This is a genomic window from Pseudomonas sp. IT-232MI5 (genome assembly GCF_949767845.1).
Taxonomy (GTDB): Bacteria; Pseudomonadota; Gammaproteobacteria; order Pseudomonadales; family Pseudomonadaceae; genus Aquipseudomonas.
Map to the genome: position 1 here is coordinate 314,867 of NZ_CATKQE010000033.1, position 14,340 is coordinate 329,206.

12 protein-coding genes and 2 pseudogenes are annotated in these 14,340 nt (G+C 59.2%); 12 read left to right on the forward strand and 2 right to left on the reverse strand.

The features are described 5' to 3' along the window. Positions 1 to 14: 14 nt before the first annotated feature. Positions 15 to 203 (reverse strand): hypothetical protein, encoded by a 189-nt coding sequence (locus tag ACM6JQ_RS17355; RefSeq protein WP_007918108.1) that lies wholly within the window; start codon positions 201 to 203, stop codon positions 15 to 17. A gap of 158 nt (positions 204 to 361) precedes the next feature. Here ACM6JQ_RS17355 and ACM6JQ_RS17360 point away from each other — a divergent pair, with 158 nt between their 5' ends. From ACM6JQ_RS17360 to ACM6JQ_RS17385, 6 genes are all read left to right on the forward strand, one after another. Beyond that, a complete protein-coding gene (locus ACM6JQ_RS17360; protein WP_007918111.1) occupies positions 362 to 502 on the forward strand; it encodes a hypothetical protein in 141 nt (46 codons plus the stop codon). Positions 503 to 777: 275 nt separating this feature from the next. Then, positions 778 to 2,025, forward strand: a complete 1,248-nt coding sequence (locus ACM6JQ_RS17365) for an MFS transporter (protein ID WP_414894307.1) — start codon at positions 778 to 780, stop codon at positions 2,023 to 2,025. Positions 2,026 to 2,036: 11 nt separating this feature from the next. Then, positions 2,037 to 3,167, forward strand: a complete 1,131-nt coding sequence (locus tag ACM6JQ_RS17370) for an acyl-protein synthase (RefSeq protein ID WP_414894308.1) — start codon at positions 2,037 to 2,039, stop codon at positions 3,165 to 3,167. 1 nt (position 3,168) lies between these two features. Next, complete coding sequence (locus ACM6JQ_RS17375; RefSeq protein WP_414894309.1) at positions 3,169 to 5,565, forward strand: acyl-CoA reductase; 2,397 nt, start codon at positions 3,169 to 3,171, stop codon at positions 5,563 to 5,565. A gap of 43 nt (positions 5,566 to 5,608) precedes the next feature. Continuing rightward, positions 5,609 to 6,910, forward strand: a complete 1,302-nt coding sequence (locus tag ACM6JQ_RS17380; RefSeq protein WP_095112085.1) for a phenylacetate--CoA ligase family protein — start codon at positions 5,609 to 5,611, stop codon at positions 6,908 to 6,910. Further along, positions 6,898 to 7,812: a GNAT family N-acetyltransferase gene (locus ACM6JQ_RS17385; RefSeq protein WP_007918120.1), complete on the forward strand. Its 915-nt coding sequence runs from the start codon at positions 6,898 to 6,900 to the stop codon at positions 7,810 to 7,812. The genes ACM6JQ_RS17380 and ACM6JQ_RS17385 overlap by 13 nt, the downstream gene beginning before the upstream one ends. 70 nt (positions 7,813 to 7,882) lie before the next feature. On the opposite strand, the gene ACM6JQ_RS17390 is transcribed toward ACM6JQ_RS17385, so the two are convergent. After that, positions 7,883 to 8,410: a hypothetical protein gene (locus ACM6JQ_RS17390; RefSeq protein WP_007918129.1), complete on the reverse strand. Its 528-nt coding sequence runs from the start codon at positions 8,408 to 8,410 to the stop codon at positions 7,883 to 7,885. 384 nt (positions 8,411 to 8,794) lie between these two features. Here ACM6JQ_RS17390 and ACM6JQ_RS17395 point away from each other — a divergent pair. From ACM6JQ_RS17395 to ACM6JQ_RS17420, 6 genes and pseudogenes are all read left to right on the forward strand, one after another. Beyond that, positions 8,795 to 9,925, forward strand: a pseudogene (locus ACM6JQ_RS17395) (cache domain-containing protein); the annotation flags it as partial. 333 nt (positions 9,926 to 10,258) lie between these two features. Further along, positions 10,259 to 10,786, forward strand: a pseudogene (locus ACM6JQ_RS17400) (methyl-accepting chemotaxis protein); the annotation flags it as partial. A 315-nt stretch (positions 10,787 to 11,101) separates the two neighbouring features. Then, positions 11,102 to 11,548, forward strand: a complete 447-nt coding sequence (locus tag ACM6JQ_RS17405) for a DUF411 domain-containing protein (protein ID WP_007918132.1) — start codon at positions 11,102 to 11,104, stop codon at positions 11,546 to 11,548. After that, on the forward strand, positions 11,548 to 11,982 hold the full coding sequence (locus ACM6JQ_RS17410) for a YqaA family protein (protein WP_042704985.1): 435 nt from the start codon (positions 11,548 to 11,550) through the stop codon (positions 11,980 to 11,982). Before ACM6JQ_RS17405 ends, ACM6JQ_RS17410 begins: the two co-directional genes overlap by 1 nt. 87 nt (positions 11,983 to 12,069) lie before the next feature. Beyond that, complete coding sequence (locus tag ACM6JQ_RS17415; RefSeq protein ID WP_007918137.1) at positions 12,070 to 13,119, forward strand: alpha/beta fold hydrolase; 1,050 nt, start codon at positions 12,070 to 12,072, stop codon at positions 13,117 to 13,119. A 13-nt stretch (positions 13,120 to 13,132) separates the two neighbouring features. After that, positions 13,133 to 14,086: a D-2-hydroxyacid dehydrogenase family protein gene (locus tag ACM6JQ_RS17420; protein ID WP_414894311.1), complete on the forward strand. Its 954-nt coding sequence runs from the start codon at positions 13,133 to 13,135 to the stop codon at positions 14,084 to 14,086. The last annotated feature ends 254 nt before the right edge of the window (positions 14,087 to 14,340 follow it).

Consider the following 14,340-nt stretch of genomic DNA (forward strand, 5'->3'; position numbering starts at 1 on the left):
TGCGGCAAAAGCCGTCAAGGCTTGACCTTGCGGCGCATGACGCCGTTGATCACCACCACGATCACTGCCACACCGATGGCGACGAACTGGAACGTCTTTTCCGAAATCATTCCTTGGTTTTGCAGCCAGGACAGGCCGAGCATGATCGCCAGGACCGACACGGCGATCAGAATCGAATAAATCAAGCGTTGCTTGTGGGTCATTGCGGCTTCCTGAAACGGTGAAATGTATCCGGTTTGTATCCGCTTGCATGCCATGCACATACCGTTCTACGGGGATGCGCCGCTGCAATCGGGGTCTCATGTTACAGCCGATGAAGAGTTTTGGCTTCATGACGGCGTAACCATGAGGAATTTTCAAAATGCTGCGTCGAATCACCTGGCTGATTCCCGTTCTTGCCCTGCTGACCCTGAGTGGCTGCATCATCTTCCCCCACGGCGGCTGGCATGACGATCACCACCGTTATTACCAGGGTGGCCCTGGTTATTACCAACATCGCTAGAACAGGATTGTTCGCCCTGCCCGCTTGCCCATGAACAGATTGAGGCAGGAACTCAACAAGCCCGATCAACTTCAAACAAAGCCCGCCCTGTTGCGGGCTTTTCTGTTTTTGCCGACGGCGGCTGCCGCGCAGTTGAAACTCACCTGATACGCAAAGCGGACTGGCTAAACAAGTTGCAAGCATTTGAAATCTAATGTCGCAGCAAAAGAATAGGTCACACCCGCCTCTGCAACTAGTCTCTGGCAACTTTCTTCTACTCTCTAACAGGGACGTTTATGCAGAGAACACTTGTAAGAATCGGGCCGCGACAAGTACTAGGGTTTTGTTTGGCGCTGAGCGCTTTTGAACTTCTGACGTATATGGCAAGTGACTTGATCATGCCAGCCATGTTGGCCGTGACAACAGAACTTCAGGCCGACGTCAGACATGTTCCCCATGCGTTCAATCTGTATCTGATTGGCGGAGTCTGCCTGCAATGGCTGATTGGGCCGCTGTCCGATCAATGGGGCCGGCGGCGAGTACTGTTGATCGGCTGCGCATTGTTTGCAATCGCCTGCGCAAGTGCATTTGCCACCCAGCGCATTGAAACCTTCAATCTGCTGCGACTGTTGCAAGGCATGGGCCTGGGTTTCGTGGTCGCGGTCAGTTATCCCGCCCTTCAGGAAGTATTCTGCGAGGCCGATGCGGTGCGTTTGATGGCGCTGCTCGGCAATATCGCCCTGCTTTCACCGCTGCTGGGGCCGCTACTGGGTATTGTCTTGCTGCAATGGCTATCCTGGCGCGAGCTGTTTCTGGGCCTGGGTTTTGCCGCATCAATGGTCTGGCTGGGGCTTTTCGTCTGCATGCCGGAAACGGTCGGGGTCACTCGCGGCGATGGGCAAGTACAAGCCGCCGTGCCTTTTTCCTGGCACCAGACCGGTCAACGCTACCGAGCTCTCTTGAGCAATCGTCGCTTCCTCGCTGCCAGTCTCGCACTGGGGCTCATGAGCCTGCCGCTGATCGCCTGGATCGGCCTGGCACCGTTGCTGCTGATGCAGCTGCTCGAGCTGATGCCGCTGGAATATGCCTTGTGGCAGATTCCGGTTTTTTCCGCCGTCATCACTGGCAATCTGATCCTCGACCGCTTGCTGGTTACGCATTCTTTATCCCGGTTGATCCGGTTGGCGCTCTGGCCTTTTTGTCTCGGCCTTGTGGCGTTGATTGCCTGCGCGCTGTCAGGTGCCGGACTGGGCGCAGTGGTTGCCAGTCTGGCGCTGTACGCGGTCGGGCTGGGAATGAGCAACGCTGCGCTGTATCGGCTGGCGCTGTTTGCCAGCGACGACAGCAAGGGGTTGGTTTCGGCGCTGGCCGGCATGATTTCGATTGCTGTGATGGGGCTCGGCGGCTCACTGATTGCCGCCATCGGCGGTGGCGCCCGCCTCGACCTCTTCGCACTCTGCGCCGCCCTCAGCGGCCTGATGTGCCTGCCCCTGGTGCACGGTTTGTTGCAACGCACACCTCCCGACTCCTCCACTGCTCAATAACGGACTATTGAATGAATCACTTCCCCGCCAGCGATGCGCTTTGCGCATTGCCACACCCCTATTGCCCGGATTCCGTGCCAGCAGGCCTGTTTGATCGGGCCATGACCGAGATCAGTCGTTTTCATTGCCAGCACACGCCCGGCTACGAACATTGGCTGAACGCCAACGGCCTCGACGTGAAGGATCTGGACAGCCTCGATGACTGGTCCCGGCTACCGCCGATTCTGGCCAATTTTTTCAAGCAGCAACTGTTACTCAGCCCCACCGGGGAGGATGCCCTGGAACTGACATCGTCCGGCACCAGCGGCCAAAAAAGCCGCATGCGCTATGACCCGCGCAGTCTGTCGGCCGCGCAGTTCATGGTTGAACGAATCTTTAGTCATTACGGTTGGCATTCAGCGGATACGCCGTGCAATTACCTGCTGCTGAGCTACGAACCGCGGGGCGCGATCACCCTGGGGACGTCCTACACCGACCAATTCCTCTGCCGCTTTGCGCCCGTCAACCGCGTTGTCTACGCCTTGCGCTGCAACGGCGATGGCCACCAGTTCGATGTGTTCGGGGTCATCGCGGCCCTGCAAGCGTTCGCCGAAGAAGGCCTGCCCGTGCGCATTTTCGGCTTCCCGGCGTTTCTTTGGCAGACCTTGCAGCAGATGCAGGCCACCGGCGTGCCTGCGCTGAAACTGCCGAGTGCTTCACTGGTGTTTTTCGGCGGGGGCTGGAAAACCCGATCCAGCGAGGAAGTTCCAAAACAACAACTGTATGGGCGCATCGCCCGGCAACTGGGCATCGAAGTGTCGCGGTGCCGCGACGGTTACGGCGCGGTCGAACATGCGGTGCCGTATATCGAATGTGCCCGGCATCATTTTCATGTCCCCGTTTACGCCAAGGCTTACGTGCGCAATCCGCAGGACTTTTCCATCCAGCCTTACGGTCAGCAGGGCTTGCTGGGATTCGTCTCGCCCTACATCTCGTCCAGCCCGGCGCACGCGGTGGTGATGAGCGATCTGGCGACGCTGCATCCCGGGTCGAGTTGTGATTGCGGCCTCGCCAGTGACTGGTTCGAACTGCAGGGTCGCGCAGGCACCACGGCCGGTAGAAGCTGTGCGATGGCCGCGTCCGAATTGCTGGGGGGACACTGACATGTACCTGATCAACGGAGAACTGCACGCAGATGTCGACCTCGATAACGCACTGGCGCTGCTGCAGCAGACCTTGCCGCAACACCTGAGTACGCCGCTGGACAGCGCCACCGTACTGACTGCCGCCGCACATTTTGCAGGGCAATTGCACAGCCCCGAGCTGCCGCTGGACGATGAACAACGCCAGGTGCTGATCGACTTCTGTCAGCCGCACGCCCTGCAACACAAGCTTGAACGTGAACTGGGCGATCAGGCTGAATCGCTGCGACGTGTCGATTATCAGCATTCGCGCTTTGAGCGCTGGAGTCCGCTGGGACTGGTGGTCCACGTCACGCCAGCCAACGCGCCGCTGCTGGCGTGCTGCGCGCTGATTGAAAGTCTCTTGGCCGGCAACATCAACTGGCTACGGCCCAGCAGCAGTGACCAAGGCCTGACGGCGCGCCTGTTGCACACGCTGGTGCAATGCGACCCCAGCGGTGAGTTGCGCCATTACGTCGCGGTGTTACCGGTGGCGACCCTGCAGATCGGCCGTTTGTGCAAAATGGCCAACGGCGTTTCGGCGTGGGGTGGCGAAGCGGCGCTGCAGGCGATCCGCCAACAGTTGCCGCCCGGATGTCGCTGGATCGACTGGGGGCACCGCATCAGTTTTGCCTACCTGACGCCGCAAGCGGCCTCGCCACAGGCACTGGACGCGCTGGTCGATGAGGTCTGCCGACTGGATCAGCAAGCCTGCTCCAGCCCGCAATGGTTGTTGGTCGATAGCGACGACCCCGCTGTTCTACAAGCAATCGGCAACGAATTGGCCAAGGCGTTCGAGCGCCGCGCCGGACAATGGCCGGCACTGATCCCGACGGTTCAAGAAGCCAGCGAAATCACCACCCGCACCCTGATGACACGTCTGAGCCAGAGTTTTTCCGCAGTGACGGCGCAGGTCTGGAGCGCACCGGGATGGCGAGTGATCTGGAGCCATGATCAGTTGCTTGCGCCCTCGCCGCTGTTTCGCACGGTGCTGCTCAAACCCCTGCCGCGTGCGCGACTGACGCAAAACCTGCTGCCTTGGCGCAACGTTTTACAGAGCTGCGCACTGATGTGCGACGAAGCGCAGATCGGTGCATTGTCGCGAACATTGATTGCCGCCGGCGTCAGCCGAATTGCGCCCATTGATGCAATCCATGATGGCTACGATGGCGAACCCCACGACGGCGTCTATGCACTGCAACGTCTGAGCCGGCGGGTGTCGGTCAGCGTCGCACCGACGCAGTTGCCCACCCACATGACCCTCGACCGTCCAGCTTGCAAGCCGACGCTGGCGGGCCTGGCGATCACCGACAAAGCAGCGTTTATCGCGCGGCCGACGACAGCAGCGGCGCAACTGTTTTTCCGCTCTGGCGGCAGCAGCGGCACACCGGCGCTGGCGGGATACAGCTACCGCGATTTTCAACGGCAAATACGCGCAACGGCCGACGGGTTGTTTGCGGCGGGTCTCGATCCGAGCCGCGACAAGGTGATGAACCTGTTCTTCAGTGGCGGTTTGTACGGCGGCTTCTTCAGCTTTGCCAAAGTGCTGGAAACATTGGGGGCCAGCCACCTGCCAATGGGTGCTCCCGCCGACGATGACTACGGCGATATTGCACAAGTCATCATCGAACAACAGGTCACCGTACTGATCGGCATGCCCAGCTCCCTGCATCGCTTGTTCCTCAACGAACAGCAGCGTTTGAGCCGTTATGGCGCCATCGAAAAAGTCTTTCTCGGCGGTGAACACATCAGTGAGCAGTGCCGCGAACTGTTGCAGCGCTGTGGCGTTGCCAGCATCCGCTCGGCGGTGTACGGCAGTGTCGATGCCGGCCCCTGCGGACATGCCTGCGCCGCGACCGGTGATGGCGTGTTTCATCTGATGGACGCGATCCAGCATCTGGAAATCGTCGCGCTGGAGGAGGACGTGCCTGTCGTTGGCAATGAAATCGGCCGTTTACTGTTCACTTCCAAAGCCCGCGAAGGTCAGCAGGTACAGCGTTATGACGTCGGCGACACAGGGCGCTGGTTGCCCGGCGATTGCGCGTGCGGGCTGAGTTCCCCGCGGTTCGAGCTGCTGCAACGGCACGGCAGGCTGCTGCGTATCGGTAGCGATTTCATCTGCCTGAACGAACTCGGCAGACACCTGCAAGCACCGTTTCAGTTGCACCTCGATCACGCCCCTGACGGCCTCGAACGCCTGCTGGTTCGCAGCCCCGCTGCCCCCGCCGACGTCCTCCTCCGACTGGAAGGCTACGCGACGCTGACGAGCCTTGTGCGAGCCGGGCTGCTCACAGTGCAAACGCAAACCTGCGAGACGCAACAGTTCGACAGAAACAGGCATAGCGGAAAGATACCGGCAGTGGTCGACGCTCGCCGCTGAAAGTCCAACTTCGTCCATGACCAGAACAATTAAAGAGCCCCCCATGAACACAACACTTGAACTGAGCAAGTTGCTCGCCTTCGCCCGCGAACATTCAACGTATTACGCCAGACATTGGCAAGACCTTGCGCCGCAGATCAGCACACTGGATCAACTTCCGCCGATTGATCCGCAACAATACTGGGCCAGCAGCAATAACCTCGATCAATGGCCAGTACTGACTTCAACGGTTGAACGCGCACTCGTGTTCAAGACCGGTGGAACCACCAGCGCGGGTAAACTTTCGGTATTCACCCGTGAGGAGTGGCAGACACTTGTGCGCGACTTCGGTCGCCATCTGGCGAGCCAACTCAATCCGGGAGACCGGGTTGCAAATCTGTTTTTTGTCGGCGATCTGTATGCCAGTTTCATCTTTATCCACGACGCGTTGGCACACGAAACGTCAGGTATTACCGAATACCCCTTCACCGGCGACGTCGACTTTACACTGCTGACTGACTCTATCCGCCAGCACCGAATCAATGTGCTGGCCGGCGTGCCTGCGCAATTGCTGACGTTCGCCAGCGTGTTGGAGCGCCAGGGGCAAACCCTGGCCGAGGTCGAAAGCGTGCTTTACGGCGGCGAGAGCCTGTTCGCCGGGCAATTGCAGATGTTGCACCGAGTGTTCCCCAACGCACGGATCGCCTCCATCGGCTACGCCAGTGTCGACGCGGGGTTCATCGGCGCCACAAGCCGCGATTGTGCCTTGGGCGAACACCGCATGCTCGCCAGCCACAGCGTGCTGGAAATTATCGATGAACACACCGGTGAAGTGATTGAAGAATGCGATCGCACCGGACGCCTGCTGATCACCAACCTCACCCGCCGGCTTATGCCATTGATCCGCTATCCCGTGGGTGATCTCGCCTGCTGGCGAGAGCCGGCCACGGCGAGCATGCGCAAGTTTGCCTTGATGGGTCGCAGCATGAGCAGTCAGCGCGTACGGGTCAGCAGCCTGACCCTGCTGATCGACGACATCGACACAATCATTCAGCGCAACACGGTCAGCGACGACTGGCAACTGGTGATCAGCCAATCGGCAAACGTCGATATCGTGTGTCTGAAATGGGTGCCCGAGGCGTTGAAACCCGAAACGACTCAGGCCAGCACAGCCTTGCACAACGCCTTGATCGAGCGTTATCCGCTGATCGCACAACTCTGCGCTGATGGCCAGCTTGAGCTGCAGGTCGCCTATTGCACAGCCGATGAGCTCGCTCGTCATCCGCGCTCCGGCAAACGCCAACGCGTCGTCGACCTTCGCGACTACGCCGCCCCACGTCCGGAGCAACGCCCATGGACAACGTGACGCTGCGCAGCTATCGCCGCTCCGATGCCGGAGCCGTCAGCCGTTTGTTCCGGGAAATCTATGGCGACCATTACGTACAGCCACACGTGTATTTGCCGTTGATGATCAACCAGAACCATGGCGATGGGAGATGGCATTCACTGGTGGCGGAATCCGGAAAAAAAATCCTCGGCCACGCCACGTTGTGCAGAAACGCGGGATCGCATACGGCAGAACTGGCGTTGAGCGTGGTCCATCCGTCGACCCGCGGGCAGAACATCGCCACCCAGTTGGGCATTCGATTGTTGATCCATGCGCAGGCGCTGGGATGCCATGGTGTAACCATCAAACAGGTGACGCAGCACGCCTATACCCAACGCATGGCTGACCGGCTCGGCTTTTGCAGCAGTGGGTTATTGCTCGACTATGTGCCCTCGCCGTTTGGCGAAGCACTGCCGGAGTCGATTGTCATCGGCTACACCCCTATCGATGGCTACCGCCGCCCGCTCCCGGCATTGCCGTGGCCACAAAGCTGTCGCGAATTCATGGAGCATTTGTGCGAGGTACACGGGGTGCAGGAAAAAGAAGCACCCTGGGTGGGGCCGCCGATGCAGATCGAACACGCTTTCGGGCGTTATGACGTGGTGCTGAAGAAACTCGACGCCGGCTTGCTTCAACAGCTACGACGACTGCCTGAACACTGGATGGTCTCGATCAGACTCAGGCTGGCAACCGGTTTCGCCAGCGCCGTGGACAGCCTCTCGGCAATGGGCTTCGTCTTTACCGGGATTGCCCCGAATGAACGGGGCGCTGGATGGTTGGCGTTGTTTCATCGGGGCTATTGCGCCCGATCGCTGGAGCTGCGCTGCCCACACCTGCAACGACTGCATAATCAGGCTCAACAACACGTCGCAGCACGCTGAAGCGAGGCGTTGCCGGGTTCTTGCACATCAACTAGCCCGTTCAAGCGCTGAGCGGGCTAAACGGTCAGCCTCAAGCTTTGGCTTTGACACCTTCATCGACCGGTTTCGCGGCGTTGCCTTCACCGTAGGTCTTGAGGTTCTGCAGAACATAGATCGCTTTCTTGAACTCTGGAATCAGACTCTGGCCGTAAGCGTTGCCATTGAGGCCATTGTTCTGAATGGCGTCGAGCTGGGTCGCGAAATACTCCAGGGCGTTGAATTTGGCATCGATATCTTTGGTCACGCCAAAACGGTCGAACTTGTCACCGGCGTTCTTCAAGGTAAACGAAGTGATCTCTGAGATCAGCCCGCGGCTGCGCAGCATCTCGCTCAGATTTCCCAATTGTTTTACCGAAACATTCGCAGGATCAAAGCCCTTGATGGCCTTGCGCATGCCCTGCTTGTCCATTTCAGCGGTATTCAGCGCGGTGGGATTGGTGCCGACCTTGGTCAGCATCTGCTGCACTTTGATGCTCTGGGCCACTTGTTTTTTCGCGCCGGTGTTACGAACCATAACGCCTGCTTTGCTCTCCCAGCCGCCGACAATACCGATCGTCATGAGAAGACTCCCTGTGAAATGAACATAAAAAAAATATCCGTGTTGAACGGCATTAATGGGCGCGAGTATCGGCGGGCGAACTGATGGCACCAACCTCTTTCTGCACTTTTTTACAATTCTCGTACATTCTCGATACAAAAGCGCAACGCGCCGCAAAACCTGACCCAGAGCTGTCATCACAATGAAATGAAAATGGCTTTTTCAACCAGTCGCAGGCGATGACCAGCGCTTGTGTATCGAACCCGATACCGACCAGTCATCGGCGCCCAGTTTTTTTAGGACGCAAGTACCTAAAGCTTCCCGTCGCAACGACGATACGCTGTGAATACCCGCACTGTTTTATCCCTGCCCCTAATAAGAAACGCTGCTCAAGGACCGGTCTCCATGCCCGCATTCCGCACTATTCAGGCTCGCTACACGCTGTTTCTGGTTCTGTTCATCCTGCTGTTGTCGGTGTTGACCGTGGTCGGCATCAGCCAACTCGTCGCCCCCAAGCTGCGTCATACAGAAGAACAAGTCGTCCTCAACCGCATTGCCGAAGTCGCCGAGCAGATTCAGGGCGAGTTGAACAAAGTGCAGGCGCAACAGCGCAGCATCACCCAGACCATCCCGCTGCTCGACAGCGCCGCCATCGACACAGTGCTGCCAGGTCTGGTCGATCAGTACGGAGAGCTGAAGGTATTCGGCGGCGGGATCTGGCCTTTGCCGGGGCAACGTGAAGCCGGGCGCAACAAATTCAGCACGTTCTGGCACCGCGATGCCTCGGGCAAACTGGCGGTGAATACATTCTGGAACAGTGACGCAGCCCCCAACTATTACGACCAGAGCTGGTACAAGGGCGGCATGGCCACACCGCGTGGCCAATGCGCCTGGGCGGCGGCTTACAAGGATGACGCCAGCGCCGAGCCGCGCACCAACTGCGCCATGGCCATCCAGAAAAACGGTAGCGCGTGGGGCGTGTCGACCATTGACGTCACCCTCGGCTTCTTCAACGATCTGGTGGCGCGCAAGGAAAAAGACCTCAACGCCGAAATGCTGATCATTGAAGCCGACGGCAAGATCATCAGTAACAGCTCGCGCATCAGTGGCCAGATCGTGCTGAAGAACATCAGCGAACTGGCCGGCACGTCGACCTTCGCCAGCCAGGTCAAAGCCGCGTTGCAGAACCGCGATCAGGCGCAGCGCATCGAGTTCGATAACAACGGCGAAGCCAGCACCTTCTTCATGCGCCCGATTGAAGGCACGCCGTGGTTCCTCGCCAGCGCCCTGCCAACGAAAATGCTCACGGCCCAGCGTGATGACGTTCTCAGCACCCTGAGCCTGTTGCAGATTCCGCTGGTGATTCTGCTGGTGCTGCTGCAGGTCTACGCGATTCGCCAATTGGTGCAGCGCATGAAAGCGTTGAAAGCCAACATCGATTTGCTCTCCAGCGGCGATGCGGACCTGACCCGGCGCATTACCATTCGCGCTGAAGATGAACTCGGCGCCATCGGTCACTCGGTCAACACCTTTATTGCCTACCTGCAAAACATGATCGGCGAAGTCACCCAGGCCACCGGCGCCATGGCATCGAGCCTCGACAACCTGCAACGCACCTCGGCGCACACCAGCCAGATCCTGCTGCGTCACGCCTCGGAAACCGATCAGACCGTTACCGCTATCACCGAGATGAGTTCGACAGCAGAAAGCGTTGCGCAGAATGCCGCCGAAACTGCCGCATTCACCCAGCGCGCCAATGAAAACGCCGACCGTTCCCGCGTGGTCGTGGGCGAAGCGACCAACAGCGTGGTGGCGCTGATCGATGAAGTGGCCAGTGCCACACACAAAGTTGAAAACATGCAGCAGGACGCTCAGCGCATCACTGAAATCCTCGGGGTGATCGGTGCAATTGCCGGGCAGACCAACCTGTTGGCGCTCAACGCCGCAATCGAAGCAGCTCGCGCCGGTGAACAGGGCCGCGGGTTTGCCGTGGTTGCCGATGAAGTCCGCGCCCTCGCCGCACGCACGCAGGCGAGCACTTCGGAAATCAACGAGATGTTGACGCGTCTGACGCAAGGCGTGAGCTCGTCGGTCAGCGCCATGGAAAACACCCAGGCCAGTTGCCAGTCGGCTGCCGACGCCACTGCAAGGGTCAATTCCGGTCTGGATGAAATGGCCGGTTCGGTCAGCCACATCAACAGCCTCAGCACGCAGATCGCCACTGCCGCCGAGCAGCAAAGCGCCGTGACCGAAGAGATCAACCGCAGCATGGTGCAGATCCGTCACATGGTCGATGAGCTGGTGCAGAGCGGCAAAGCCAGCGAACTGAATACCCATCAGTTACTCGAAGCCAACAGCCGGGTGAGCGCGATCATGGGGCGCTTCAAAGTCCGCTGATTCATGCAGGAATTTCTGCAAACCAGATAACCCCTGTGGGAGCGAGCCTGCTCGCGAAAGCGTCCTTTCAGTCACTGCATCCAGTGCCTGACACACTGCCTTCGCGAGCAGGCTCGCTCCCACAAGGTTCGACGGTGTTCACACAATTGCCACCTGACAACTTTGTCATCTCGCGCTCAGCAACCTGTCAGCCTTGATCTACGATCATCCTGCCAGCCCGTCTCGCAACAACTGGAAACATTGCGTTGATGCCAGGCGGCAAAAACCGGTCAAAATGCGTTCTTTTCTGATCGTCACCCGAGCCGAGAATCCGCTATGCGTACCCACCTGCGTCTGGTCGCCCTGAGCGCCCTGTTCATTTCCTCCCTGGCGCAAGCCGCCGATCTGATCCCCATCGAAGTCCATCGTGACGCCAATTGCGGCTGCTGCAAAAAATGGATCAGCCACCTCGAAGCCAACGGTTTCAAGGTCGAAGACCACGTCGAAAGCGACATGAGCAGCTTCAAGCAACAACATGGCGTACCGCCGCGCCTGGCGTCGTGCCACACCGCAATCATCAACGGCAAATTCGTCGAGGGTCATGTGCCGGCAGAACAAGTGCTGGCCCTGAGCAAGCGTGACGACCTGCTCGGCGTCGCCGCACCGGGTATGCCGATGGGTTCGCCGGGCATGGAAATGGACGGCATGAGCGATGCTTATCAGGTTATCGGCCTGAAGAAGAATGGCGCTGACGTCGTCGTGGCGGACTACCCGGCCCATTGATCGGCGCCGCCTACTTCGGGCTGTTCTTTGCCGCGTTCGGTGCAGCGACCCTGTTGCCGCTGCAGTCCGAGGCATTGCTGGTCGGTTTGATCGTCAGCGAACGCTACTGGCTGTGGGGTCTGCTCGCCGTGGCGACGCTGGGCAACGTACTCGGTTCGTTGGTCAACTGGTGGCTGGGCCGTGGCATCGAGCGCTTTCAGGATCGGCGCTGGTTTCCGGTCAGCCCCGCGCACATGGCCCGGGCGCGCAAACACTATGAGCGTTACGGCCACTGGTCGTTGCTGCTGAGCTGGTTGCCGATCGTTGGCGATCCGCTGACACTGATTGCCGGCGTCATGCGTGAACCGCTCGGGCGGTTTTTATTGATCGTTACCCTGGCCAAAGCTGCACGCTATGGTGTGCTGGCCTTGCTGACGCTGGGCTGGCTGGGTTGAACGATCAGGCGCGGTGATTGCCTGTGTTTAACGTCGGCATAATCCAGTCATTCCAGCATCGGCCGATTTCAAACGGAGTTTGACCTTATGTCTGTCATGTTTTCCCGTTGGCTACCCGGCCTGTTTCTTTGCGCCGCCCTGCCCCTGTCGGCACAGGCCGCAACGCCAAGCGAAGCCGCGCCGGAAGGCCCGGCCTATGGCCCGGAGCTGCAAGGCTTCGAATACCCTTACACGCTTAAACACTTTGCCTTTCAGTCCCAGGGTAAATCCCTGCAGATGGGTTACATGGACGTCGCCGCTCACGGCAAGGCCAATGGCCGCACCGTGGTGCTGATGCATGGCAAGAATTTTTGCGCAGCCACCTGGGACAGTTCGATCAAGGCCTTGAGCGAGTCCGGTTACCGGGTGATCGCGCCGGATCAGATCGGCTTCTGCACCTCGAGCAAACCCGACAATTATCAGTACAGCTTCCAGCAACTGGCGACCAACACTCAGCAGTTGCTCAAAGCGCTGGGCATTCAAAAAGCCACCCTGCTCGGCCACTCCACCGGCGGCATGCTCGCCACCCGGTACGCCTTGCTGTTTCCCGAGCAGGTCGAGCAACTGGCACTGGTCAACCCGATCGGTCTGGAAGACTGGAAGGCCCTCGGCGTGCCCTATCGCACCGTGGATCAGTGGTATCAGCGCGAGCTGAAAGTCAGCGCCCAGGGCATTCGCGACTATGAACGCACCACCTATTACGACGGCCGCTGGAAACCGGAATTCGACCGTTGGGTAGACATGCTCGCCGGCCTGAGCAAAGGCCCGGGCAAGACGCAAGTGGCGTGGAACTCGGCGCTGATTTACGACATGATTTTCACCCAGCCGGTGTACTACGAGTTCAAGGACTTGAAGATGCCGACCCTGCTGCTGATCGGCACCTCAGACACCACAGCCATCGGCAAGGACCTCGCACCGCCTGAGGTGAAGGCGAAAATCGGCCACTATGAGGTGCTTGGCAAACAGGTTGCCAAGCTGATCCCGCAGTCGACGCTGGTGGAGTTTCCCGGCATGGGCCACGCGCCACAAATGGAAGAACCGGCGCAGTTCCACAAGGCCCTGCTCGACTGGCTGAATACATCCAATCCCGTGCGTTGATGAGGTAAGGCTGATGGCGGTGCAGATTGCAGTGATCGATGACTGGCAGGACGTGGCCCGCGACGTGGTCGACTGGTCAGTGCTCGATAGCCTCGGTGAAGTGACCTTTGAACACGATTACCCGGCCGACAACGCCACACTGGCCGAACGGCTGGGCCGCTACGAGGTGATTTGCGTGATGCGCGAGCGCACGCGGTTCGACGAAGACTTGCTCAAGCGTTTGCCCAATCTCAAGTTGCTGGTCACCGGCGGCATGCGCAACGCAGCGCTGGATATGCAAGCGGCCGCCAGGCTGGGGATCAAGGTCTGCGGCACCGACAGTTACAAGCACGCCGCCCCGGAGTTGACCTGGGCGCTGATCATGGCGGCCACGCGCAATCTGGTGAATGAGGCGAATGCCCTGCGCGCCGGTCATTGGCAGCAAGGACTGGGCGGCGATCTGCATGGCAAGACCCTCGGCATTCTCGGTCTCGGCAGTATTGGCCAGCGCGTTGCGCAGTTCGGTCAGGTGTTCGGCATGCAGGTCATCGCCTGGAGCGAAAACCTCACAGCCGAACGGGCGCAGCAGGTTGGCGTGACCTACGTGAACAAGCAGGAACTGTTCGAGCAGGCCGATGTGTTGTCGGTGCATCTGGTGCTCAGCGAGCGCAGTCGCGGCCTGGTCGATGCGCAGGCGCTGGGCTGGATGAAGCCGACGGCGCTACTGGTCAACACCGCGCGCGGGCCGATTGTCGATGAAGCGGCGCTGATCAAGGCCTTGCAGAAACAGCACATCGCCGGGGCAGCGCTGGATGTGTTCGAACACGAGCCGTTGCCGGACATGCACCCGTTTCGCACACTCGACAATGTCTTGGCGACTCCGCATGTGGGGTATGTCAGTCGGCAGAACTATGAACAGTTCTTTTCGCAGATGATCGAGGATATTCAGGGATGGGCGGCTGGTAATCCAATTCGTGCGTTAAATTAACCCCCACTGTAGGAGCTGCCGAAGGCTGCGATCTTTTGATCTTCGCTTTTAAACGCAAAATCAAAAGATCGCAGCCTTCGGCAGCTCCTACAGGTGTTGTCTGTGTCAGCCGATCAACAAACTGCCCGCACCACAACAGTGCAACCGCCCTTCCCGCTAGCACAAAATCGTGACCGTCCAGTCACCGTTTTGGCCCTCCCTCGCAGAAAAACCTGCACTTCGTCGGTGCGTTTGCTCCTCAAAAGCAAGGTTGG

What these genes read in the sequence shown, in the direction of transcription:
- ACM6JQ_RS17355 (WP_007918108.1), bottom strand. Translation starts at nt 203, where the DNA reads ATGACCCACAAGCAACGCTTGATTTATTCGATTCTGATCGCCGTGTCG.
- ACM6JQ_RS17360 (WP_007918111.1), top strand. Translation starts at nt 362, where the DNA reads ATGCTGCGTCGAATCACCTGGCTGATTCCCGTTCTTGCCCTGCTGACC.
- ACM6JQ_RS17365 (WP_414894307.1), top strand. Translation starts at nt 778, where the DNA reads ATGCAGAGAACACTTGTAAGAATCGGGCCGCGACAAGTACTAGGGTTT.
- ACM6JQ_RS17370 (WP_414894308.1), top strand. Translation starts at nt 2,037, where the DNA reads ATGAATCACTTCCCCGCCAGCGATGCGCTTTGCGCATTGCCACACCCC.
- ACM6JQ_RS17375 (WP_414894309.1), top strand. Translation starts at nt 3,169, where the DNA reads ATGTACCTGATCAACGGAGAACTGCACGCAGATGTCGACCTCGATAAC.
- ACM6JQ_RS17380 (WP_095112085.1), top strand. Translation starts at nt 5,609, where the DNA reads ATGAACACAACACTTGAACTGAGCAAGTTGCTCGCCTTCGCCCGCGAA.
- ACM6JQ_RS17385 (WP_007918120.1), top strand. Translation starts at nt 6,898, where the DNA reads ATGGACAACGTGACGCTGCGCAGCTATCGCCGCTCCGATGCCGGAGCC.
- ACM6JQ_RS17390 (WP_007918129.1), bottom strand. Translation starts at nt 8,410, where the DNA reads ATGACGATCGGTATTGTCGGCGGCTGGGAGAGCAAAGCAGGCGTTATG.
- ACM6JQ_RS17405 (WP_007918132.1), top strand. Translation starts at nt 11,102, where the DNA reads ATGCGTACCCACCTGCGTCTGGTCGCCCTGAGCGCCCTGTTCATTTCC.
- ACM6JQ_RS17415 (WP_007918137.1), top strand. Translation starts at nt 12,070, where the DNA reads ATGTCTGTCATGTTTTCCCGTTGGCTACCCGGCCTGTTTCTTTGCGCC.
- ACM6JQ_RS17420 (WP_414894311.1), top strand. Translation starts at nt 13,133, where the DNA reads ATGGCGGTGCAGATTGCAGTGATCGATGACTGGCAGGACGTGGCCCGC.